This is a genomic window from Streptomyces sp. NPDC059003, assembly GCF_042740445.1.
Lineage (GTDB): Bacteria > Actinomycetota > Actinomycetes > Streptomycetales > Streptomycetaceae > Streptomyces.
The window spans coordinates 1-23,540 of the sequence record NZ_JBHYJH010000085.1 but is presented as its reverse complement, the minus strand read 5'-3'; the positions used below and the strand labels follow the sequence as shown (position 1 = coordinate 23,540).

Genomic DNA, 23,540 nt, shown 5'->3' with positions numbered 1-23,540 from the left:
GCCCACCCCGATGTGCTGGGGAGAACGCCGTTGAGCCGAGAGTTCCTCGGGGCGGTATCAGGGCCCGGTACCTGGCGAGAGCGGCGCACCGTGTATCAGTGATCCGAACCCGTTGGCGCGCAAGTCGTAGTCTCTTTCGCTCAATCCGGCGGACCCTGTGGCGACGCTGTGGCGGTTGACCTCATCTTGAGAAAGTGTGAGTGATCAGCCAGTATTCGTCGTCCTCAGTGGTGATGGCGCAGAACTGCCTGCCGTCGAGGGACAGCATCAGGGCATCGGGATGCCCAGTGGCGGCGGAAATTCGTGAGGGGAGCTTGGCGCCTACCGGATCATGGACCCGGAACCACCCCTCGCTGAGACTCCCCGGGCCCGCGAGTATGAGCAGGAAATCTCGCTCTGGCCAGTGAATGAGTTCCGGGGCATAGCGTTGCCACGCATCGTCGAGTCGGTCCAGGGCGCGGCTGTCGTTCATTGCAATGGTGGCCGCTGGGCGGACATTTCCTCCTGTGGCGGCGAGCACGGCCTTGTTCGGCGGAGGTAGTGAGGCACTTTCCTCCTTTCCGCGCACCTCCAGGCCGCAAGAGGAAATGATGGATTTCCGGTCTGGTTTACCGGAATCGCCGTTGTGTGCTTCGTTCATGATCCCCAGCCGTGCTTGTAGAAGAAATGGTGATCTCCGCCTGGCTTATTCATCTTGGCGTAGCGCTCCCAGGAGTCGGTGTAGCGGTAGAAATCGCCAGGGGAATTATCCCAGCCGAAGTTGACACCTGCCCTGGAATCGTCAAATTTTGGTTTCCCGGCGTGGAAGTGTGGGCCTGCTTTGTCGAAGGTGTGCTCGACGATAACGCGTGAGCCGTCCGGGGTCTCGAACTGCCGGAAGCGTCCAAGGTGTGCCGGGTTGTCGGAGTAGAAGTAACCGGGTGTGTGGGCGAGGTGCTTCACGTCGGTGACAATCCACTCCGCATCAGGTTTGGCGCCGTACGGTACGCCAGCCAGGTCAAATGCCGACTGCTCTGCTTCCTTCCGATGCTCGAAGGGATTCCCATGCTCTCCCTTCGGGTAGTCAGGTGCCAGGCCGAGCGCATCGGTCCCCGTGTGCGGATTGTGGACGTAAGTGGCGGGGTTGGGGGCTGGGGCAAGTCCCAGCGGGTCCACGGCGAGGTAGCGCGCCGTCTCAGGATCGTAATGCCGAAAGTAGTTGTAATGCAGCCCCGTCTCCGGGTCGAAATACTGTCCCGGAAAACGCAGCGGCGTATACGTCGTGCTGCCCGTCTCCCAAGCCGTCGTCCCCCACGCCGTGCTCCGCATGCGCCAGGCGATCTCGCCGCGCTCGTCGACGAGTTCGCTCGGTGTGCCCACCAGGTCCGTGACGATGGCGAAGAAGCGGGTGTCGATCTCCTCCTCGGGAGCGGAGGCGGGGTCGGGCGGGGCGATGCGTTCTGTCTGGGCGAGGGGGCGCAGCCCCTCGTGGTCCCATGTCAGCGTGACCGCCTTCGGCAAGTCCACGCTCACCGTGGTCTGTTCGCACAGCGTCGTCCCGTCCCACGCGAAGTCGACCCGCTCGACGACGGCAGAACCGTCCGCCGACATCCGTGACTTGGACGTGCGGCGGCCCAGAGGGTCGTACGTGTAGCGCCAGACCGTCCCGTCAGGGGTGGTCGTCGACGTCAGGCGGTCCTCCGCGTCCCACGTGTACCGCCAGGTGTCCGGCTTCCGGGACAGGCGGGGCTTCTGGCGGAGGGTGATCCGGCCGAGCGCGTCGTGCTCGTAGCGGACGGTTCCGGCGCGGGTGATCGTCGTGCCGGTGTAGGCGCGGGCGCCGGTCGCCTCCCGACCGGGGTGCGACGCGGGCCAGGACGCCTCCGTCTGGTTGCCCGCCTCGTCGTACGCGTAGGTCTCCGTCCAGTGCGCGGCGTGCACCGCCGTGACGCGCCCCGCCGCGTCCAGGTCGAAGCGCCGGGCGCCGTTCAGCCGGTCGTCGACGCCGACCAGGTGGCCGTCCGCGCGGTAGGAGTAGGCGCGGTGCTGGACCGGCGGCCACCCGTCGGCCGCCGTGATCGACTGGGTGGTGAGGCGGCCGAGCTCGTCGAAGGTGTGCGCGAAGGTGAGGGGGCCCAGGGAGCGGGTCAGCTCGTGCCCTGCCGCGTCGTACGTGAAGTCCACGGTGCGGCCCGACGTGATCAGCTGCGTGCGCCGGCCCGCCGCGTCGTACGTCCACGTGCTCGCCGCCCCGGAGGGGGTCGTACGGCCGACCCGGCGCCCCAGCTCGTCGTACGCGTACGTGACCGCACGGCCGTCGACCGACTCCGACCGGAGCCTGCCCCAGCGGTCGCGGAGCAGGACGAGCGTCGTGCCGTCGGGGCCCGTGGCCTGGGCCAGCTGGTCCGTCAGGTCGTACGCGAAGGTCGTGACCCGGCCGTCCACCTCCTTGCGCGTGACCTGGCCGAGGGCGTTGCGCTCGAAGGTCACGGACTGGCCGAGCGCGTTCGTGCGCGAGCGCAGGCGGCCCGCCGCGTCGTGGGCGTACGTCAGCGTCCGGTCGTCGAAGTCCGTCTCCGACACCAGGCGGCCCGCGGGGTCGTACGCGTACGACCACGTCAGGCCCTGCGGGTTGGTGACCTCGGTGAGCCGGAGTTCGCTGTCGTGCGTGAAGGAGTAGCGCACACCGTCCGGGCCCGTGCGGGCCGACAGGAGGTCGAAGTGGGTGTACTCGTACGTGGACACGGCCCCCGTCGCGTCCGCGTACGCCGTGCAGTTGCCCTCGCCGTCGTACGTCCAGGACTCGGCCGTCCCGTCCGGGGCCACGCGGCGGGCGAGCCGCCCCTCCACCGTCCACTCCAGGCGCGTCGTGGCGCCGAGCGCGTCCGTGATCGCCACCGGCCTGCCGAAGGCGTCCCGCGCGTAGCGGGTCACCGCGCCGAGCGGGTCGACGGTCTCCACCGGGAGCCCGGCCCGGTCGCACCGGACCGTCGTCGTGTGCCCCAGGGGATCGGTCACGGACGTGGGGCGGCCCGCGTCGTCGTACGTGTACGAGGTAGTCCGGCCCGCCGGGGTGGTCGTCGACGTGCGGTTGCCGCGCGCGTCGTACGTCTGCCGCCAGACCTGGCCGTCCGGGGTCACCACCCGGGTCGGCAGGCCGAGATCGTCGTACTCCGCCGTCGCCTCGCGGCCGTCGGGCCGCACGACAGCCAGGAGGTTGCCCGCCGCGTCGTAGCGGTACGACGTCGTGCGGCCCAGTGGATCCGTGCGGGACAGGAGGCGGTGGTGGCGGTCGCGTTCGTAGCGGGTGACCGCGCCGAGCGGGTCGACGTCGGCGACGACCTGCAAGGCCTCGTTGACCAGGAAGCGACGGGTGTGGCCCGCGCCGGTCACCGTCGTCGTCGCGCGCAGGCCCGTGGCCGGATCCGTCGCCTCGTACGTGAGGCGCAGCGCCAGGTGGCCCTCGGAGCCGCCCTCGGCCACGCACCGGTCCTGGTCGTCGTACGCGTACGTGTACCCGCGCCCGTTGGTGTCCGTCCAGGACGTGACCCGGCCCGCCTCGTCGTACGTGAAGCGGAGCGGCAGGCCCGAGGAGTTGGTGACCTCCGTCAGATGCCCGTCGGTGTAGCCGTAGCGCAGCAGCTCCTGATCCGTGCCGTCCGGGGCCGCGCCGGCCAGGTGCAGGGCGGTGACACGGCCGCCGTCGGTGGTGAGCCGGACCTGGTAGCCGCCGCTGTGCTCGACGGACAGCGGCGCGCCCTCGGCGTCGTACGCGAAAGTGATCCAGTTGCCGTTGCGGTCGTCGATCTGTTCGAGGACGGCAAGCCCGTCCCCGCGATCGGCGAAGTGCCACACGCGTGACGTCGCCGGATCGGTGATCGTGTAGCCGCCGTCCTCGCGGTCGAGCGGCCAGCGCGGACCGTGGCCCGGCAGCGTCGGCAGGCCCGGCGCCGGGTGCGGGTAGGCGAGCAGCAGGCCGTCCTCGGTGACGAAGACGACGCCCTCGGAGTCGATCTCCAGGCGCTGGTCGACCGTGGACGACCAGGACGGGCCGAACCAGCGGCCCAGCGCGTAGCCCGATTCGACCCGCCGCTTGAAGACCAGGGGGAGCGCGCCCGGCAGCGTGACATCGGTCTGCGGCAGATACATCCGGCCGGTCGCGAGGTCGATCGGGTCCGTGCCCGTGCTCACGCGGGACTCGTCGGGCCGCCCGTGCCGATCGGAGCCGCCGCCGACGTGATCCCGCGCACCGCGCCGCCCGCCCGACTCCGCCGCCTCCCGCAGCCCGCGGCCCGCACCCGCCCGGACGCCGCCCCGCGCGAGGCCCGACCCCTTGGTCCCGATCAGCTCCGGCACCATCCGGCCCACGAACTCGGACGGGTCCTTCTTGAAGCTGTCGTAGGCGTTCTTCGCGGCCTGGTCCGGTGCGCGATCGTGGAGGCGAGGCCCGCAAGGGTCATGTGCACGTTCTGCGCGTACTCGGCGGGGTGCGTGATGTTGTACGGGTCCATCGGGTTCAGGCCGCGCGCGAAGTTGACCAGCCCTGCCGTGCCCTTCACGATGCCGCCGCCGACGTGGGTGAGCTCGGTGTCCGCCACTTTGATGCCGTCGACCACATGGGACTTGATGCGCGCCAGGGGCGGCGGCTCGGCCGGTGCGTGCGTGAGCGCCGCCCTGACGACGGCCGCGGCGACCCGGCCCGCCTCGTCGCGCTGGCGACGCGCCTCGGCGAGGATCTCCTGGGCGCGCTCCATGTCGGCCGTGCCCGGGTCCTCGAAGGCCTCCGGGCGCGGGCCGGGGTCCTTGTCCAGCATGATCGCCGCGTTGTACGCGTGGACGCGCTTGTTGTACGCCTCCACCGCCCTGTCGGAGCTCTGCTTGCCCTTCTTGTAGAGGTCGACGGCGTCCTTCGCCTGCCCCTGGGCCCACTTGACCGTGTCCGCGTACGTCGAAAGGGCCTGCCCCGCCTCTTCGCAGGCGTCCGCCGCGTGCAGCCACTTGGCGGGGTGCACGGCGAACTTCTCCCGGAAGGTGCGCGCCGCCTCGCCCCGCCAGTGCGACGAGTCCAGGCTGCGCATGCCGCCGCCGACCTTGTCGAAGGCCTTGGCGAAGTCCTTGAGGTGCCCGGCGCTCGCGCGGATCGCGCCCGGGTTGCCGTGCACCAGCTCATTGGCTTCCTCGGTCTCGCCGAGCTGCTGTTCGTCGACGTCCGCGCCGAGCTTGGAGGCGAGGCCGTCCGTGTAGTCCTCGACCGCGTCCGCGGCGCCGTCCGCGCCGACGTGGTCGAGGCCGTCCCCGAGCCGGTGTCCGCCCCACTCGATGCCCTCGCCCGCGTACTTCTTGGCGACGTCCCAGCCGTCCTCCACCTCTCCCAGGCCCTCGTTGACGACGTCGCCCACGGCGTCCTTCGCGTCGCCCAGGCCGTCCTTGGCGATGTCGACGCCCTTGCCGAAGGCGTCGCCGATGCTGTCGCCGATGCCCATCAGTCCACGTCCTTCCAGGCCTTGGCGATGTTGTCCTTGGCCTTCTCGAAGGACTCGGGGCTGTAGTCGGAGTCGGTGAACGGTCTCTGCCCGATCAGCTCGCCCCAGCTCTTGCGCGTGATCTCGTCCTCACTGGCGTAGGGGTTGCCCCCGCTGTTCGCCGCGTTCACAAAGATCTTCAGGGAGCCCTCGACGTACTTGTCCGTCTCGTAGAACGTCCCCGCGGAGAGCCCCACTCCTTTGGCGAAGGCGTTCCCCTCGTTGACGAGGGACCGCACCCCCCACTCCCAGCGCTCGCAGAACGTCTTGAACACGGACGTCAGGCCGCCGTGCCCCAGCTCCAGGCCCGTCAGCTCGATGTCCCCGAAGCCGCGCCCGGCGCCGGCCACGCCCACCATGCCGAGTTCGCCGAGCTCGTCCAGGGCCAGCGTGATGCCCCGGGCGATCTGGTCGAGGCCACCCGTCTGTAAGTCCGGCAGTCCCTCGGTCACCGCGGTTCCTCCCCGTTCGCGTCCACCGCCACCGCCTCCGGGACGATCCCCAGGACCGGCGGGAACAGCACCTCGTGCCCCTCGCTGCCCACGTCGAGCGCCACCCCGCACGGCACGCCCGCGGCCGGCACCACCGCGTCCAACAGCCGTGCGCCCAGGACGCGTTGGTAGTCCCAGGCGCGATCCGCCGCGCCCCGAGCACGCGCGAAGCGGGCCAGAGCCGCCTCGTCGGAGAACGCGTACAGCCACCGCACGCCGTTGAAGTCCGACACCAGCGGGCACGCGTCGGCACCCAGCGGAAGCAGCACCGCCGTACGCCGGAACTCACCGAGCAGCGCGGCGAACTCCCGGCGTCGGCGGGCGACATCGACACCGGAGGGCTCGGGGGCGGCCGGTGTTGGCGCGGACGGCGTCAGCGGAGAACGAGAAAGCGGCGGCGCGGACCGCGGCACCGACGGAACCGTCAGGTCCGCCAGATCCGCGAGCCGCGACCGCCGCACCGGCCCCCTCGGTATGTCCTCCTCGTCACCACCCATGCCCGTCACCACCCATGCGCGGATTCCCCCTCCCGGACCGGCCTGTGCCGGGCCTACTCCGTCGGCGCCCCGCCATTGCGCGGCGAAGGCTCCAGGTCGAACTCCCCGTCCCGCGCGCCGAGCACGAACGCCCGCCACTCCGCCGCGGTGTAGCGCAGCACGGTGTCGGGTTCGAGGGACGACCGCATGGCCACGGCGCCCTCCGGCAGGTACGCGATCTCGACGCGCTCCTCGTGCGCCTCGGTGCCCGGCGCGCTGTGCCACTCGACGCCCGAGATGTCGAGCGCGTACAGCTCGTTCTTCTCCCGCTCCTTGCGCGCCTTGACGTCCTGCTCCGACTCCTGGCCCTGCTCGTTTTCCTGTGCCTCGGCCATGGTGAAGCGGCCCCTTCCCAACCTACGGATGAACTGTGCGCACACCCTACTTCGCACGCTGTGACTCAGTGCCGCTCCACCACCAACCCCGTCTGCACCAACGGCTTCCCGCGCTTGCGCGAGACGAAGACGCCCCGCCCGGGCGGCATCGGCCGCGGCCGCACCCCGCCGAGGACCTCGCCCTCGTTCGGGTCGCCCGCCATGACGATGCCCTGCGCGCCGAGCTCCAGCATGCGCTGCATGAAGGGCTCGTACGCCGCCCGCCCCGCCCCCGCGGTCGAGCGCGCGATGATGAAGCGGACGCCCACGTCCCGGGCGAAGGGAAGCAGTTCGGCGAGCTTGCCGAGCGGGTTGCCGCTCGACGTGGACACGAGGTCGTAGTCGTCCACGATCACGTACACCGTCGGGCCCGACCACCAGGTGCGGTCCCGCAGCTGCTGCGCGGTGACGTCGGCCGTGGGCGTGCGGCGCCGCATCAGGTCGGCCAGGGCGTCGACGTGGTGGTCCATGGCGTTGGACATCGGCACGTACTCCGCCAGGTGCGAGGCCGGGGTGACGTCCAGGAGCGAGCGGCGGTTGTCCACCACGAAGAGCTTGCAGCTTTCGCCGCTGTAGCGCTCCGCCAGGCGGTGGATCAGGAGCCGCAGCAGATTGGACTTGCCCGCCTCGCTCTCGCCGAAGACCAGGAAGAACGGGTCCTGTTCGAAGTCGACGAAGACGGGTTCCAGATTGTTCTCGTCGAGGGCGAAGGCCACCCCGCGCTCGGGGAAGGCCCGGCCCGGGGGCAGCTGTCCGGCGGGGAGCTCGCGGGGGAGCAGCCGGACCTGCGGCGCGCCCGGCAGCGTCCAGTGGCGGGAGACCTCGGCGGCGAGCGCGGCCGTCGCGCCCGCGAGGTCCGTGTCCGACGGGACGCCGTCGAGGCGCGGCACGGCCGCCATGAAGTGCTGCTTCTGCGGGGACTGGCCGCGGCCGGGCACGCCCGCGGGCACGTTGGCGGCCACCTTGCGGTCGAACTCGGAGTCCATCGTGTCGCCGAGCCGCAGCTCCAGACGGTTGCCCAGGTGGTCCTTGAGGTTGGCGCGGACCTCCATCGACCGCGACGCGCTGAGGACCAGATGGATGCCGTAGCCGAGGCCACGGGCCGCGATGTCGAGGACGTACTCCTCCAAGGCCTCGTACTCGGACTTGAAGTTGCCCCACCCGTCGATGACGAGGAAGACGTCCCCCCACGGCTGGTCCGCCACCGCGATCTCGCCGCGCGCCCGCCGCGCCCGGAAGTCGGCGATCGACGCGACGCCCGCCGTACGGAAGTACTCCTCGCGCCGCGCCATGACCCCGTACACCTCGGCGACCGTGCGCCGCACCCGCTCCGGATCCAGGCGGGACGCGACGCCGCCGACGTGGGGGAGCCCGGCCACGGCCGACATGCCGCCACCGCCGAAGTCCAGTCCGTAGAACTGCACTTCGTGGGGCGTGTGGGTGAGCGCGAACGACGCGATGAGGGAGCGGAGCAGCGTCGACTTGCCGGACTGCGGTCCGCCCAGGACCTGCATGTGGCCCGCCGCGCCCGCGAAGTCGCACCGGAGCGGGTCACGGCGCTGCTCGTAGGGCTTGTCGACCAGGCCGAGCGGCACGACGAGGCGGCCCGCGCCCTCGTAGCCCGGCTGCGTCAGACCGCGGTCCGGCACCGGCGCGAGCCCCGGAAGCAGGGCGTCCAGCGACGGCGGGCTGTCCAGCGGGGGCAGCCACACCTGGTGCGCCGCGGGCCCGCGGGCCTCGATGCGGCGCACGATCACATCGAGCACGGTGTCGGCCAGGGCGTCGTCCACCTCGTCGGGATCCGCGGCGGCCCGCGGCTCCGGAACCGTGGGCGGCGCGTAGCGCACCGGCACCTCCGCCGCCGTGAAGAGCACCGGACGCCGGTCCACCGGCAGCGGCCCGCCGAGCGCGGCACTGCGCGCCGCACCGGAGCGGTAGGCACCGGACACGTACGCGGCCTTGAAGCGCACCATCTCGTCCGTGCCGAACTTGAGGTAGCCGGAGCCGGGGACGTTCGGCAGGTGGTAGGCGTCGGGCACGCCGAGCGCCGCGCGGGACTCCGCCGCGGAGAACGTGCGCAGGCCCACGCGGTACGAGAGATACGTCTCCAGGCCGCGCAGGCGCCCCTCCTCCAGGCGCTGCGACGCGAGCAGCAGATGCACGCCGAGCGAGCGGCCGATGCGGCCGATCTGCACGAACATCTCGATGAAGTCCGGCTTGGCGGTCAGCAGTTCGCTGAACTCGTCGATGACGAGGACGAGCGACGGGATCGGCTGCAGGGGCGCGCCCGCGGCCCGCGCCTTCTCGTAGTCGTGGATGTTCGCGTAGTTGCCGGCGTCCCGCAGCAGCTCCTGGCGCCGGTTCAGCTCGCTGCGGATGGAGTCGCCCATGCGGTCCACCAGGGCCAGGTCGTCCGCGAGGTTGGTGATCATGGCGGCGACGTGCGGCATCTGCGCCATCCCCGCGAAGGTCGCGCCGCCCTTGAAGTCGGCGAGGACGAAGTTCAGGGTCTCCGACGAGTGGGTCACGGCCAGGCCGAGCACCAGGGTGCGCAGCAGCTCCGACTTGCCGGAGCCGGTCGCGCCCACGCACAGGCCGTGCGGCCCCATGCCTTCCTGGGCCGCCTCCTTCAGGTCGAGCATCACGGGGCGGCCGTCCTCGCCGAGGCCGATCGGGACGCGCAGGCGCTCGGCCAGGGAGCGGGGCCGCCAGGTCCGGTCGGTGTCCACCGACGCCGCGTCGCCGAGGCCCAGCAGGTCGGTGAAGTCCAGGTTGGCGAGCAGCGGCTGGTCGTCGTCACCGCCCGACGCGACGCGCAGCGGGGCCAGCTGCCGGGCGAGGGCCTCGGCGGCCTCGTACGACAGCGGGTCGGGAGTGCCCTCGTACACCAGGCCGTGCCCGGACTCCATGCGCAGGGACTTCGGCTGTACGACGACGGACAGGTCACCGCGCGCGCCGGTCGGCTCGCCCGGCACGACCTCGACGACCGTGACGCCCTGCAGCCCCTCCGCCGTGGCGAGCGCGGAGTCCGGCGAGAGCGAGACGCCGTCGAGGACGACCACGATGTGCGGCTCGTCGGGCACCGGCGTGCCGGAGGGGTGGAAGCGCGGGCGGCCGGAGAGCCGGGCGGCGAGCAGCTCCTCGAGCTCCTGCGGATCGGTGCTGATCAGCCGTCGTGAGCCCGCGCCGTCCGCGGCGCCCGCCGCCTGGCAGTGCGGCAGCCACTTCGCCCACTCCCACTGGTCGGCCGCGTCCCGTCCCGCCGCGACGGCGACGACCAGGTCCTGCGGGGAGTGCAGGGAGGCGAGCGAGGCCGTGAGGGCGCGGGCCGTGGCGCGGACCGACTCCGGCTCGCCGCTGAGCGTCAGGTGGTAGAAGGCCCGCAGCGACACCGCCATCGGCAGGTCGTCGACCGTGGCGTGCGCGGCGAGGAAGCGTTGCATCGCCCCGGCCGTCAGCGGCTCCAGGTCGTCGACCGGAGCGGTCTCCGGCGCGCGCAGCGGGGTCGCGAGCGCCTGCGGCCCGAGCCCCACCCGCACCTGCCCGAAGTCCTCGTCGCCCGCCCGCCGTTCCCACACCCGGCTGCCCTCGGCCACCAGCGCCCACAGCTGCTCGGGCGAAGGGTGGAGGTAGTACTGGGCGTCCCGCTGCGCCCGCGCCGCCGCGATGACGGTACGTCGTGTTTGCGACAGATATCGAAGATAGTCCCGGCGCATATCGGCCAACTGACCCTGGGTCCCGCGCCGGTGACGGATGAGCATCGCCACCGCCATCGCCACGGTCGACGCGATCATCACCATGCCCATGATCCGCATGAACGGATGCGCCGTCGGCATGAAGAAGAACACCACGGAGCCGCCCATGCCCAGCATCGGCAGCAACTGCAGGAGCGCGCCCTCCTGTTCCCCGCGCGGCAGCTCAGGAGGGGGTTGCAGCACCACCTCGTCGGTGGGCACCGCGGACGGCAGCGCCCGTGCCTGTCGCTTGACGATGATGTGGCTCACTGCCCACCAATTCCCTTGCCGGAGTGCGGAAGTGTCCCTTGCGCCCTTGCGCGGGCGAATGTCGGCCGAGTCGTGATCCTACTGAGCCCGGTCAGGCCGTGGAGCGATAGTGTTCCACTGGTTCGCGTGAGCACTTGCGAACTCAGCGAAGAAATCAGGCCGTTCCGGCGGCCTCGGGAACGGTCATGTTCGGGTTTCGGCCACGGAGAGCCGCTGGGTGGACGGCCGGCGGGCGCGGGCCGATGGCAAGGGGGAACAGCGGGTGAGCGTGACAGCATCTGCGGCTGCCGCCGGGGCCGGCGGGCCGGGGCGGGCGTCCGGCTCAGCGGGGCGGGCGTCCGGCAGGCCGGACCCGGCGGCCGGCGGCCCTGCCACGACGACGGTCAGGCCGGGGGAGGGGCTCGGCTTCTGCCGCGTCACCATCGTCGCCCCCGACAGCCGGATCGACGTGGCGCTGCCCGACGACGTCCCCGTCGCCGACCTCTACCCGGAGATCCTGCGCCTGTCACGGCAGCGCCCCGCCGAAGGCGCCCCGGTCGGCTACCACCTCGTACGCCGCGACGGCGCGGTCCTCGACAGCGCCCGCTCCTTCGCCGCCCAGAACATCCTCGACGGCGAGCTCCTCACCCTGCGCCCCTTCTCCGCGTCGCTGCCGCCCGCCGTCTTCGACGACGTGTCCGACGCCATCGCCTCCGCGGTGACCCGCGACCGGGCGCTGTGGAGCGGCGAGCTGACGCGGCTCGCGGGCCTGACCGGCGGCGCGGTCCTGCCGTTCCTCCTCGCCTTCGTGACCTGGACCGCGGGGCCCCGGCACGACATGCACAGCCTCCCCGGCATCCTCGCCGCCGTCGCGGGCCTGCTCCTGCTCACCTTCGCCGCCGTGCGGGCGCGGATCTACGACGACCGGGCCGCCGCTGTCGGGCTCGGCATCGGCGCGCTGCCGAACGTGGCGGTGGCGGGCTCGGGGCTGCTGCCGCTGACCGACGGGCAGGGGATCGGCAAGCTCCAGTTCCTGCTCGCCTGCGCGGCCGTACTGATCGCTTCGGTGGTCCTCGTCCTGGTGTCGCCGCGCGCGGACGGCCCCTTCGTGGCGTGCGCCTTCGCCGCCGCCGTCGGCCTCCTCGCCACCTTCGCGGCGAGCGTCAGCGACCTGACGCCCGCCGAGACGGCCGCGCTCTGCGCCCCGCTCGCCGTCGGCGCGCTCGCCTTCCTGCCGGGCCTCTCGATGCGCTTCGCCCGGCTGCCCATCGGCTACGAACCGCCGCACGCCTCGCGCCGCACCTACGACCCCGACCCCGACCCGGCACCCCAGGACCCGGTCGACGCCGAACGCGTCGCGGCCCAGGCCCGGCGCGGCCACGAGCTGCTCATCGGCCTCGTCGGCGGCTGCGCCCTCCTCTCCGTCGGCGCCGCGGCGGTCCTCGGCTTCTCCGGCGACGTGTGGGGCCAGCTCCTCGCCCTCGCCACCGGCGTCGCGATGCTGATGCGGGCCCAGCTCTTCCGCTACACCGCCCAGGTCGCGGCCGCCCTGGCGGCGGGCCTCGCGTGCCTGGTCCTGCTCGGCGCGGGGCTGTGCCTGAACCCTCCGGACGCCCTGATGCGGGACGCCCTGCACGGCGACACCGCGGCGCTCGACCTGCGCACCATCTGGCTCGTCGCCGCCATCGCGGCCGCCGCGGCGCTGACCACGGCCATCGGCCTGATCACCGCGCGCAGCGCCGTGACCCCCTTCTGGGGCCGCTTCCTGGAGATCGCGGAGGTCTTCGTCCTGCTCACCCTGGTGCCGCTCGCCCTCGCGGTCTTCGATGTGTACGCGTCAGCACGAGCGATGACGAGCTGACCGCGGGCGACGACGGGCCGACCGTGAGTGACGCCCACCTGGCCCGGCCCGCAATCCGCGCGCACCCACCCTGGTACTGTGTGTACTGCCCGCTTGTCTGCGCACCCCCAGGCCCCCGGCCCGAGGACCGCGCCCCTGCGGACGCACCTCGTCAGAGGTGACCCCACCACCCATCAGGGTGGACCCGGCCTGTCGAGTCCCGTAAGCCCCCCTGAGAAGAAGACCAGGGGCACTCGAAGGCACCGAAGACATCACAAGGAGTACGCGTGTCGCTCGACGCCGCCACGAAGAAGCAGATCATGTCCGAGTTCGGCCAGAAGGAGGGCGACACCGGCTCCCCCGAGGTCCAGGTGGCGCTCCTGTCGCGCCGCATCTCGGACCTGACCGAGCACCTGAAGACGCACAAGCACGACCACCACTCCCGCCGTGGTCTGCTGATCCTCGTCGGCCAGCGCCGCCGCCTGCTGCAGTACCTGGCCAAGAAGGACATCCAGCGCTTCCGCGCCCTGGTCGACCGCCTCGGCATCCGCCGCGGTGCGGCGGGCGCCAAGTAAGACGCCGTGAAGGGAGCGGTTCCCACTCGAAGCACTCGAAGGGGGCCGCTCCCTTTGCTGTACGTGCGCGGTGTCACCGGTGCTTTGTAGTCTGGTGACGTCCGACACAGCCGCGTGAGCGGCACAGCCGCAGCAATGAGCGGCACAACCGCACAAAGCGGCACAACCGCATAACGGAGAGGCGCACCCAGCCGCCGCCGGTCCTCGGTAGTGGTCTCCGGGATACGCGAGTACGAGTCCCGGGGGCTTCGATCGAAGACCGGCCCGCACCCAAGGCGCGCTTCTCCGCACCGCTCCGACGCCACACGGGCAGGGGCGGACCCCGGGCCACACGGGCCCAGGGGTGAAAAGACGACATGTAACGGAGAAACCGCTAGTGGAGAACGAGACCCACTACGCCGAGGCCGTGATCGACAACGGCACGTTCGGCACCCGCACCATCCGCTTCGAGACGGGCCGCCTGGCCAAGCAGGCCGCCGGCTCCGCCGTGGCGTACCTGGACGACGACACGATGGTCCTCTCGGCCACCACCGCGTCCAAGAAGCCCAAGGACCAGCTCGACTTCTTCCCCCTGACGGTCGACGTCGAGGAGCGGATGTACGCGGCCGGCAAGATCCCCGGCTCCTTCTTCCGCCGTGAGGGCCGCCCCTCCGAGGACGCCATCCTCACCTGCCGCCTGATCGACCGCCCGCTGCGCCCGTCCTTCAAGAAGGGCCTGCGCAACGAGATCCAGGTCGTCGAGACGATCATGGCGCTCAACCCCGACCACCTGTACGACGTGGTCGCGATCAACGCCGCCTCCTGCTCCACGCAGCTGGCCGGCCTGCCCTTCTCGGGCCCGATCGGCGGCACCCGCGTGGCCCTCATCAAGGGCCAGTGGGTCGCCTTCCCGACGCACACCGAGCTCGAGGACGCCGTCTTCGACATGGTCGTCGCCGGTCGCGTCCTGGAGGACGGCGACGTCGCGATCATGATGGTCGAGGCCGAGGCCACCGAGAAGACCATCGAGCTCGTCAAGGGCGGCGCCGAGGCGCCGACCGAGGAGGTCGTCGCCGCCGGTCTTGAGGCCGCGAAGCCCTTCATCAAGGTCCTGTGCAAGGCCCAGGCCGACCTCGCCGCCAAGGCCGCCAAGCCGGTCGGCGAGTTCCCGATCTTCCTCGACTACGAGGACGACGTCCTGGAGGCCCTCACGGCCGCCGTCAAGCCGGAGCTGGCCCAGGCGCTGACCATCGCGGGCAAGCAGGAGCGCGAGACCGAGCTGGACCGCGTCAAGGTCCTGGCCGGCGAGAAGCTCCTCCCGGAGTTCGAGGGCCGCGAGAAGGAGATCTCCGCCGCGTACCGCTCGCTGACCAAGGCTCTGGTCCGTGAGCGCGTCATCAAGGAGAAGAAGCGCATCGACGGCCGCGGCGTCACGGACATCCGTACGCTCGCCGCCGAGGTCGAGGCCATCCCGCGCGTGCACGGCTCCGCCCTGTTCGAGCGCGGCGAGACCCAGATCCTGGGCGTCACCACGCTGAACATGCTCCGCATGGAGCAGCAGCTCGACACGCTGTCCCCGGTGACGCGCAAGCGCTACATGCACAACTACAACTTCCCGCCGTACTCCACCGGCGAGACCGGCCGCGTCGGCTCCCCGAAGCGCCGCGAGATCGGCCACGGCGCCCTCGCCGAGCGCGCCCTCGTCCCGGTCCTGCCGACGCGCGAGGAGTTCCCGTACGCGATCCGTCAGGTGTCCGAGGCCCTCGGCTCCAACGGCTCGACGTCCATGGGCTCCGTCTGCGCCTCCACCATGTCGCTGCTGAACGCCGGTGTGCCCCTGAAGGCCCCGGTCGCCGGCATCGCCATGGGCCTGATCTCCCAGGAGATCGACGGCGAGACGCACTACGTCACCCTCACCGACATCCTCGGTGCGGAGGACGCCTTCGGCGACATGGACTTCAAGGTCGCCGGCACCAAGGAGTTCGTGACCGCCCTCCAGCTCGACACCAAGCTGGACGGCATCCCCGCCTCCGTCCTGGCCGCGGCCCTCAAGCAGGCCCGCGACGCCCGCCTGCACATCCTCGACGTGATGATGGAAGCGATCGACGTTCCGGACGAGATGTCCCCGAACGCCCCGCGGATCATCACCGTCAAGATCCCGGTGGACAAGATCGGTGAGGTCATCGGCCCGAAGGGCAAGATGATCAACCAGATCCAGGAGGACACCGGCGCCGACATCACGATCGAGGACGACGGCACCATCTACATCGGTGCCGCCGACGGCCCGGCCGCCGAGGCCGCCCGCGCCACGATCAACGGCATCGCCAACCCGACCATGCCGGAGGTCGGCGAGCGCTACCTGGGCACGGTCGTGAAGACGACCACCTTCGGCGCGTTCGTCTCGCTGCTCCCGGGCAAGGACGGTCTGCTGCACATCTCGCAGATCCGCAAGCTCGCCGGCGGCAAGCGCGTGGAGAACGTCGAGGACGTCCTCGGCGTGGGCCAGAAGGTCCAGGTCGAGATCGCCGAGATCGACTCCCGCGGCAAGCTCTCCCTGATCCCCGTGATCGAGGACGAGGACGGCGCCGAGAAGGCCGACGAGGCGAAGGACGACGCCGCCAAGTGACGTCCCGTAGCTCCAAGGCGACGGCCCGCACCTCTTCGGAGGCGCGGGCCGTCGCCCGTACCCAAACCTTGATCAAGGGCCGGAACGGCATCGGCACGGTCCGCAAGACCACCCTCCCCGGGGGCCTGCGCGTCGTCACGGAGACCCTGCCGTCCGTCCGCTCGGCCACCTTCGGCATCTGGGCCCACGTCGGCTCCCGCGACGAGACGCCGTCCCTGAACGGCGCGACCCACTACCTGGAGCACCTGCTCTTCAAGGGCACCAGGAAGCGCAGCGCCCTGGACATCTCCTCCGCGATCGACGCGGTCGGCGGCGAGATGAACGCGTTCACGGCCAAGGAGTACACGTGCTACTACGCGCGCGTGCTCGACACGGACCTGCCGCTCGCCATCGACGTCGTCTGCGACATGCTGACCGGCTCGCTCATCGAGCAGCAGGACGTGGACGCCGAGCGCGGCGTCATCCTCGAAGAGATCGCGATGACGGAGGACGACCCGGGCGACTGCGTGCACGACCTGTTCGCGCACACGATGCTCGGCGACACCCCGCTCGGCCGCCCGGTCCTCGGCACCGTCGACACGATCAACGCCCTCACGGCCGACCGCATCCGCCGCTTCTACAAGAAGCACTACGACCCCACCCACCTGGTGGTCGCGGCCGCGGGCAACGTGGACCACCAGAAGGTCGTCCGCCAGGTCCGCGCGGCCTTCGAGAAGGCGGGCGCCCTCACGCGCACCGACGCGACCCCCATCGCGCCGCGCGCCGGTGCGCGCCGCCTCACCACCGCGGGCCGCGTCGAGGTCATCGACCGCAAGACGGAGCAGGCCCACATCGTCCTCGGCATGCCCGGCCTGGCCAGGACCGACGAGCGCCGCTGGGCCCTCGGCGTCCTGAACACCGCCCTCGGCGGCGGCATGTCCTCCCGCCTCTTCCAGGAGGTCAGGGAGAAGCGCGGCCTGGCGTACAGCGTGTACTCGTACACGTCGGGCTTCGCCGACACCGGCCTCTTCGGGGTGTACGCGGGCTGCCGCCCGAGCCAGGTGCACGACGTCCTGAAGATCTGCCGCGACGAACTGGACCACGTCGCGCAGCACGGCCTCACGGACGACGAGATCGGCCGCGCCATCGGCCAGCTCGCGGGCTCCACCGTCCTCGGCCTGGAGGACACCGGCGCGCTGATGAACCGCATCGGCAAGAGCGAGCTGTGCTGGGGCGAGCAGATGTCGGTCGACGACCTGCTCACGAAGATAACGGCGGTCACGCCCGACGAGGTGCGCGCGGTCGCCCGCGACGTCCTGGGCCGCCGCCCGTCGCTCTCGGCCATCGGCCCACTGAAGGACAAGCAGGCCGCGCGCCTGCACGAAGCGGTCGCGTAGATCCCCCTGGGACCCAACTCCCGTAAGGAATGAAGGACATGAGCAAGCTGCGCGTGGCGGTCATCGGCGCCAAGGGCCGCATCGGCTCCGAGGCCGTCCGGGCCGTCGAAGCCGCCGACGACATGGAACTGGTCGCCGCGCTGAGCCGGGGCGACAAGCTGGAGACGCTGGTGGAGACCGGCGCCCAGGTCGCGGTCGAGCTGACCACCCCCGGCTCGGTGATGGGCAACCTCGACTTCTGCGTACGGCACGGCATCCACGCCGTCGTCGGCACGACGGGCTGGACCGATGACCGCCTCGCCCAGCTGCGGACCTGGCTCGACGCGTCCCCGGAGACCGGTGTGCTCATCGCGCCGAACTTCTCCATCGGCGCGGTCCTCACCATGAAGTTCGCGCAGATCGCCGCGCCGTACTTCGAGTCGGTCGAGGTCGTCGAGCTGCACCACCCGAACAAGGCGGACGCCCCGAGCGGCACCGCCACGCGCACCGCCCAGCTCATCGCCGCCGCCCGCGAGCAGGCCGGCAGCGCCCCGCAGCCGGACGCCACGGAGACGGCCCTGGACGGCGCCCGCGGCGCGAACGTCGACGGCGTGCCCGTGCACGCGGTGCGGCTGCGCGGCCTCCTTGCCCACCAGGAGGTCCTGCTCGGCGGCGAGGGCGAGACCCTCACGGTCCGGCACGACTCGCTGCACCACAGCAGCTTCATGCCGGGCATCCTCCTCGGCGCCCGCCGCGTCGTGACGACCCCGGGCCTCACCTTCGGCCTGGAAAACTTCCTCGACCTCGGCTGACCCGAGAGCTGACCCCATGCGCGCAAAGATCACCTACGCCGTCACGGCTGCCGTCCTGGTCGTCTATTTCGTCCTGGTCGGCAGCCGCGGCGTGCTCCTGATAAAGCACGGCACCGTGCTCACCGTCGCCTTCGGCGTCGCGGTGCTCATCCTGCCGGTCATCGGCCTGTGGTTCCTGTGGCAGAACACCCGCTTCGTCCAGCGCGCCAACCGGCTCGCCGCCGACCTCGAAGCCGAAGGCGGCCTGCCCGTCGACGAGTTGAAGCGCACGCCCAGCGGCCGCATCGACCGGGACTCGGCCGACGAGGTCTTCGCCCGGCGCAAGGCCGAGACGGAGGACACCCCGGACGACTGGCGCTGCTGGTTCCGCCTCGCCGTCGCCTACCACGACGCCCGGGACACCCCCCGCGCGCGGAAGGCCATGCAGCGGGCCATCGCCCTGCACGAGGGCAGGCCCTAGGCCGTACGGCCGTACTCCTCGGCCCATACCTCGATGGAGTCGGCGGCCCGGTCGAAGGCGGTGCGCCGGGCGAGGAAGTCCGCCCCGCGGTCCGTGAGCAGCGCCGCCCGCTCCGCCGCGGGACGGTCGTGCCGTACGAGAACGAGGGCCTGCCCCTGGACCGTGCGCGGCAGGCCGAGCCACCGCACCGGCTGCTGGGTCGTGCGCACCGAGGCGACCCGGGCCCACGGCACGGTCTGGGTGCGGAAGAAGGCGACGCGGCGCAGTCCGTGGGCGCTCACCCACGTGCCCACGCGGAGGAGCCGGATCGCGGCGCAGATGATGAGCACGGCGAGCCCCGCGCAGACCCCCGCACCCGCCAGGGCGCCCGCGAAGGCGATGATCACGGCGGCCACGAGGACGTACGAGGCGAGGAGCAGCAGCACGGCGGCGGCCGCCACGCGCCAGGGCCCGGGGCGGTAGGGCCGCCGCCAGCGGTCGCGGTCGTCGAACGGGAGCGCGGCGTCGGCCGCCGCGTCGTCGAAGGCGCGGTCCGCGGTCAAGAAGGGCAGGGGCACGGCTGGTCCTCACTCACTCCACGCACGGGTTGTGCCCGGTGAGGCTATCGAGCCGTGTCCCCTGCTACCAGCGTTGGGGGGCCAAGGGGGTACCTCGGCGCCCGTCCGTGTCGCGCGCGGCCGTCAGCGGCCGTCGGACGCCTCGGACTGCTGGGTCTTGGCCGGTGACTGATCGGCCGACATCGCGGGCATCCCGAAGAGCAGGGATCCCACGAGACCGGCCACCACGGTGAGCCCGATGAGCGTACGGCCCACGATCTGACTGGCCGTGGCGCGCTCACGGGGCGGGGGAGTGACATTGCTGCGGAACTTGTCGGCTTCGGCGATGAAGGCGAACGGAACGGGCTCTCGCCGACGGAACATGGGGCGCGCTTCTCCTCACGGTTATCGAACGGAACGCTGTCAACAGGACAGACGCTCGAAACGGCCAAAAGGTGCCCAGTTTCGGCAAATTCGCCGAAGATTGTCATGAGAGGGGCGCCGGGGCGTCGGACGGCCGCAGGACGGTGGCTGTCAGTGGCGGGGCCTAGAGTGGGCGGCGCCCGAAGATGCACATGGAAGGACCCCGCCAGTGAGCGAGACCCCAGCCGAAGACCTCAAGCCCAGCTTCCGCAGCGATGTCACGGTCGAGCTGGTGAAGCACGCCGCGACCGACCAGGACGTCCTGTGGGCGGCGCGGGTCTCGACCGCGGGCGAGCAGTCCCTGGACGAGCTGAAGAAGGACCCGGAGCGCTCCAAGGGCCTGATCAACTACCTGATGCGGGACCGCCACGGCAGCCCCTTCGAGCACAACTCGATGACGTTCTTCATCAGCGCCCCGATCTTCGTCTTCCGCGAGTTCATGCGCCACCGCGTGGGCTGGTCGTACAACGAGGAGTCGGGCCGGTACAGGGAGCTCCAGCCCGTCTTCTACGTCCCGGACGAGTCCCGCAAGCTGGTCCAGGAGGGCCGCCCGGGCAAGTACGTCTTCGTGGAGGGCACCCAGGCCCAGCAGGAGCTCACGGGCCGTGTCATGGAGGACTCCTACCGCCAGGCGTACGAGTCGTACCAGGAGATGCTCGCCGCCGGCGTCGCCCGCGAAGTGGCCCGCGCGGTCCTTCCGGTAGGCCTCTTCTCCTCGATGTACGCGACGTGCAACGCCCGCTCCCTCATGCACTTCCTCGGCCTGCGCACGCAGCACGAGCTCGCCAAGGTGCCGTCCTTCCCGCAGCGGGAGATCGAGATGGTCGGCGAGAAGATGGAGCAGCACTGGGCGGGCCTCATGCCGCTGACGCACGCGGCGTTCAACGCCAACGGCCGCGTGGCCCCCTGACCCACCGGCCGACGCGCTCCTGACCGAGCGCGCGGACGAACCGAGTGAAGTGTCCGTATTGCGGCACTTCAAGAAGTTCATCTAGCCTGATCAAACGGACCCGGCACTGCTTGAACCCCCGAGCAGGCAGTGCCGGGCTCCCTCTGTGTCAGGTGCCCCACGTCACCCGAGGGGCGACCCCGCGCTGAGCAGCGAGTAGCGTGTTACCCATGGCTCCGACCTCCACTCCGCAGACCCCCTTCGGGCGGGTCCTCACCGCCATGGTCACGCCGTTCACGGCGGACGGCGCACTCGACCTCGACGGCGCGCAGCAGCTCGCCGCCCACCTGGTGGACGCAGGCAACGACGGCCTGATCGTCAACGGCACCACCGGCGAGTCCCCGACCACCAGCGACGCGGAGAAAAACGAGCTCGTACGGGCGGTCCTCGACGCGGTCGGCGACCGCGCCCACGTTGTCGCGGGCGTCGGCACCAACGACACCCGCCACAGCATCGAGCTCGCCCGCGCCGCCCAGGACGCCGGCGCGCACGGCCTGCTGACCGTCACGCCGTACTACAACAAGCCCCCGCAGGAGGGCCTGCTCCGGCACTTCACCGCGATCGCCGACGCCACGGACCTGCCGGTGATGCTGTACGACATCCCGGGCCGCAGCGGCGTACCGATCAACACCGAAACGATCGTGCGTCTCGCCGAGCACCCGCGTATCGTCGCCAACAAGGACGCCAAGGGCGACCTCGGCCGCGCCAGCTGGGCCATCGCCCGCTCCGGCCTCGCCTGGTACTCCGGTGACGACATGCTCAACCTGCCGCTGCTCTCGGTCGGCGCGTGCGGCTTCGTGTCCGTGGTCGGCCATGTCGTCACGCCCGAGCTGCGCGCGATGCTCGAGGCGCATCTGAACGGCGACGTGCAGAAGGCGACGGAGATCCACCAGAAGCTGCTTCCGGTCTTCACGGGCATGTTCCGTACGCAGGGCGTCATCACCACCAAGGCGGCGCTCGCCCTCCAGGGCCGCCCCGCCGGACCGCTGCGCCTGCCCCTGGTCGAGCTCTCGCCCGAGGAGACGGCCCAGCTCAAGATCGATCTTGCCGCCGGCGGGGTACAGCTCTAACCACAGACTTCACAACTACATACGTAATGCCGCAGGCCCTCTGCCTGCACCCACACAACTGCTACTGCACGAACGTCACGCGCGCCACGTGCCCCGGAGGTACGTGGCGCGTGTGGTGAGGAGAGTCTTTTGAGTCATCCGCATCCTGAACTCGGCGCTCCGCCGAAGCTCCCGAAGGGCGGCCTGCGGGTCACCCCGCTCGGCGGCCTCGGCGAGATCGGCCGGAACATGACGGTCTTCGAGTACGACGGGCGTCTGTTGATCGTCGACTGCGGAGTGCTCTTCCCCGAGGAGGAGCAGCCCGGAATCGACCTGATCCTGCCGGACTTCACGTCCATCAGGGACCGCCTCGACGACATCGACGGCATCGTGCTCACGCACGGCCACGAGGACCACATCGGCGGTGTCCCCTACCTCCTGCGCGAGAAGCCGGACATCCCGCTGATCGGCTCCAAGCTGACGCTCGCGCTCATCGAGGCGAAGCTCCAGGAGCACCGCATCCGGCCGTACACGCTCGAGGTCGCCGAGGGCGACCGCGAGCGCCTCGGCCCCTTCGACTGCGAGTTCGTCGCCGTCAACCACTCCATCCCGGACGCCCTCGCGGTCGCCATCCGCACCCCCGCGGGCATGGCCGTGCACACGGGCGACTTCAAGATGGACCAGCTCCCGCTGGACCGGCGCCTGACCGACCTGCACGCGTTCGCGCGTCTGAGCGAGGAGGGCATCGACCTTCTTCTCTCCGACTCCACGAACGCCGAGGTCCCGGGCTTCGTCCCGCCGGAGCGCGACATCTCCAACGTCCTGCGGCAGGTCTTCGCGGGCGCCCGCAAGCGCATCATCGTGGCGAGCTTCGCCAGCCATGTGCACCGCATCCAGCAGATCCTGGACGCGGCGCACGAGTACGGCCGCCGGGTCGCCTTCGTCGGCCGTTCGATGGTCCGCAACATGGGCATCGCCCGTGACCTCGGCTATCTGCGGGTGCCGCCGGGCCTGGTCGTGGACGTCAAGACGCTCGACGACCTGCCGGACCACGAGGTCGTCCTGGTCTGCACGGGTTCGCAGGGCGAGCCGATGGCGGCCCTGTCGCGCATGGCCAACCGGGACCACCAGATCCGCATCGTCCAGGGCGACACGGTCATCCTGGCCTCGTCCCTGATCCCGGGCAACGAGAACGCGGTCTACCGCGTGATCAACGGCCTGACCCGCTGGGGCGCGAACGTCGTCCACAAGGGCAACGCCAAGGTGCACGTCTCGGGCCACGCGTCCGCGGGCGAGCTCCTGTACTTCTACAACATCTGCAAGCCCAAGAACCTCATGCCGGTCCACGGCGAATGGCGCCACCTGCGCGCCAACGCCGAGCTCGGCGCCCTCACCGGCGTCCCGCACGACCGCATCGTCATCGCCGAGGACGGCGTCGTCGTCGACCTCGTCGAGGGCAAGGCGAAGATCGTCGGCAAGGTCCAGGCGGGTTACGTGTACGTCGACGGCCTCTCGGTCGGCGATGTCACGGAGTCGTCGCTCAAGGACCGCCGGATCCTCGGCGACGAGGGCATCATCTCGGTGTTCGTCGTGGTCGACTCGACCACCGGCAAGATCACCGGCGGCCCGCACGTCCAGGCGCGCGGCTCGGGCATCGAGGACGCGGCCTTCGGCGACGTCATCCCGAGGATCCAGGAAGTCCTGGAGAAGTCGGCCCAGGACGGCGTCGTGGAACCGCACCAGCTGCAGCAGCTCATCCGCCGCACGCTGGGCAAGTGGGTCTCGGACAACTACCGCCGGCGCCCGATGATCCTGCCCGTCGTGGTCGAGGTCTGACACGTCCCGACCGCCCTGACGGCGGCAGCCCTGGAGCGGGGCGCCTCGATTTGCATCGGGGCGCCCCGCTCCAGTACGTTTACGGCTCCGCCAGACGGGGAAGCGCCGCGCACGGCAACGTGCCGGGGTCGATCCGAGCGGGGCGGAAATTCCGACTCAGAACTTCTGATAAAGTCGGAACCGCCGGAAAGGGAAGCGCGAAAGCGAAGACCTGA

The 23,540-nt window shown here is 71.0% G+C and carries 18 protein-coding genes; 9 read left to right on the top strand and 9 right to left on the bottom strand.

The window, feature by feature from the left end:
* Positions 1 to 181 precede the first annotated feature (181 nt).
* From ACFWZ5_RS26860 to eccCa, 7 genes are all read right to left on the bottom strand, one after another.
* Entirely contained in the window at positions 182 to 640 is a 459-nt protein-coding gene (locus tag ACFWZ5_RS26860; protein WP_384795314.1) for a hypothetical protein, read from the bottom strand.
* Entirely contained in the window at positions 637 to 4,338 is a 3,702-nt protein-coding gene (locus ACFWZ5_RS26855; RefSeq protein ID WP_384795329.1) for a DUF6531 domain-containing protein, read from the bottom strand. The genes ACFWZ5_RS26860 and ACFWZ5_RS26855 overlap by 4 nt, the downstream gene beginning before the upstream one ends.
* A complete protein-coding gene (locus tag ACFWZ5_RS26850) occupies positions 4,323 to 5,462 on the bottom strand; it encodes a WXG100 family type VII secretion target (protein ID WP_384795316.1) in 1,140 nt (379 codons plus the stop codon). Before ACFWZ5_RS26850 ends, ACFWZ5_RS26855 begins: the two co-directional genes overlap by 16 nt.
* A complete protein-coding gene (locus tag ACFWZ5_RS26845; RefSeq protein WP_384795318.1) occupies positions 5,462 to 5,953 on the bottom strand; it encodes a hypothetical protein in 492 nt (163 codons plus the stop codon). Before ACFWZ5_RS26845 ends, ACFWZ5_RS26850 begins: the two co-directional genes overlap by 1 nt.
* Entirely contained in the window at positions 5,950 to 6,489 is a 540-nt protein-coding gene (locus tag ACFWZ5_RS26840) for a hypothetical protein (protein WP_384795320.1), read from the bottom strand. The genes ACFWZ5_RS26845 and ACFWZ5_RS26840 overlap by 4 nt, the downstream gene beginning before the upstream one ends.
* A gap of 53 nt (positions 6,490 to 6,542) precedes the next feature.
* Positions 6,543 to 6,863 (bottom strand): DUF397 domain-containing protein, encoded by a 321-nt coding sequence (locus ACFWZ5_RS26835; RefSeq protein WP_384795321.1) that lies wholly within the window; start codon positions 6,861 to 6,863, stop codon positions 6,543 to 6,545.
* A gap of 65 nt (positions 6,864 to 6,928) precedes the next feature.
* On the bottom strand, positions 6,929 to 10,906 hold the full coding sequence (gene eccCa, locus ACFWZ5_RS26830; protein WP_384795323.1) for a type VII secretion protein EccCa: 3,978 nt from the start codon (positions 10,904 to 10,906) through the stop codon (positions 6,929 to 6,931).
* 262 nt (positions 10,907 to 11,168) lie between these two features.
* Between eccCa and eccD the strand changes: the two genes are divergently transcribed.
* The 6 genes from eccD (at position 11,169) to ACFWZ5_RS26800 (ending at position 18,532) form a co-directional block, all read left to right on the top strand.
* Positions 11,169 to 12,746, top strand: a complete 1,578-nt coding sequence (gene eccD / locus ACFWZ5_RS26825) for a type VII secretion integral membrane protein EccD (RefSeq protein WP_384795325.1) — start codon at positions 11,169 to 11,171, stop codon at positions 12,744 to 12,746.
* Between the two features lie 266 nt (positions 12,747 to 13,012).
* On the top strand, positions 13,013 to 13,300 hold the full coding sequence (rpsO, locus tag ACFWZ5_RS26820; RefSeq protein ID WP_030567128.1) for a 30S ribosomal protein S15: 288 nt from the start codon (positions 13,013 to 13,015) through the stop codon (positions 13,298 to 13,300).
* Positions 13,301 to 13,676: 376 nt separating this feature from the next.
* Positions 13,677 to 15,905, top strand: a complete 2,229-nt coding sequence (locus ACFWZ5_RS26815; RefSeq protein WP_384795327.1) for a polyribonucleotide nucleotidyltransferase — start codon at positions 13,677 to 13,679, stop codon at positions 15,903 to 15,905.
* The gene (locus tag ACFWZ5_RS26810; RefSeq protein ID WP_384891341.1) at positions 15,902 to 17,281 is read left to right on the top strand and encodes a M16 family metallopeptidase; all 1,380 of its coding nucleotides are present in this window, start codon (positions 15,902 to 15,904) and stop codon (positions 17,279 to 17,281) included. The genes ACFWZ5_RS26815 and ACFWZ5_RS26810 overlap by 4 nt, the downstream gene beginning before the upstream one ends.
* A 38-nt stretch (positions 17,282 to 17,319) precedes the next feature.
* The gene (gene dapB, locus ACFWZ5_RS26805; protein WP_384805184.1) at positions 17,320 to 18,072 is read left to right on the top strand and encodes a 4-hydroxy-tetrahydrodipicolinate reductase; all 753 of its coding nucleotides are present in this window, start codon (positions 17,320 to 17,322) and stop codon (positions 18,070 to 18,072) included.
* 16 nt (positions 18,073 to 18,088) lie between these two features.
* On the top strand, positions 18,089 to 18,532 hold the full coding sequence (locus ACFWZ5_RS26800) for a hypothetical protein (protein ID WP_384805186.1): 444 nt from the start codon (positions 18,089 to 18,091) through the stop codon (positions 18,530 to 18,532).
* Here the strand turns inward: ACFWZ5_RS26800 and ACFWZ5_RS26795 are convergent.
* Positions 18,529 to 19,089, bottom strand: a complete 561-nt coding sequence (locus ACFWZ5_RS26795; protein WP_384805188.1) for a PH domain-containing protein — start codon at positions 19,087 to 19,089, stop codon at positions 18,529 to 18,531. The genes ACFWZ5_RS26800 and ACFWZ5_RS26795 overlap by 4 nt on opposite strands.
* 123 nt (positions 19,090 to 19,212) lie before the next feature.
* Complete coding sequence (locus ACFWZ5_RS26790; RefSeq protein ID WP_384805190.1) at positions 19,213 to 19,452, bottom strand: hypothetical protein; 240 nt, start codon at positions 19,450 to 19,452, stop codon at positions 19,213 to 19,215.
* A 208-nt stretch (positions 19,453 to 19,660) separates the two neighbouring features.
* Between ACFWZ5_RS26790 and thyX the strand changes: the two genes are divergently transcribed.
* The 3 genes from thyX to ACFWZ5_RS26775 all read left to right on the top strand — a co-directional run bounded on the left by thyX (position 19,661) and on the right by ACFWZ5_RS26775 (position 23,325).
* Positions 19,661 to 20,401 (top strand): FAD-dependent thymidylate synthase, encoded by a 741-nt coding sequence (gene thyX, locus ACFWZ5_RS26785; RefSeq protein ID WP_384805192.1) that lies wholly within the window; start codon positions 19,661 to 19,663, stop codon positions 20,399 to 20,401.
* Positions 20,402 to 20,610: 209 nt separating this feature from the next.
* Complete coding sequence (gene dapA / locus ACFWZ5_RS26780) at positions 20,611 to 21,510, top strand: 4-hydroxy-tetrahydrodipicolinate synthase (RefSeq protein ID WP_384805194.1); 900 nt, start codon at positions 20,611 to 20,613, stop codon at positions 21,508 to 21,510.
* A gap of 129 nt (positions 21,511 to 21,639) precedes the next feature.
* The gene (locus ACFWZ5_RS26775; protein ID WP_384805196.1) at positions 21,640 to 23,325 is read left to right on the top strand and encodes a ribonuclease J; all 1,686 of its coding nucleotides are present in this window, start codon (positions 21,640 to 21,642) and stop codon (positions 23,323 to 23,325) included.
* The last annotated feature ends 215 nt before the right edge of the window (positions 23,326 to 23,540 follow it).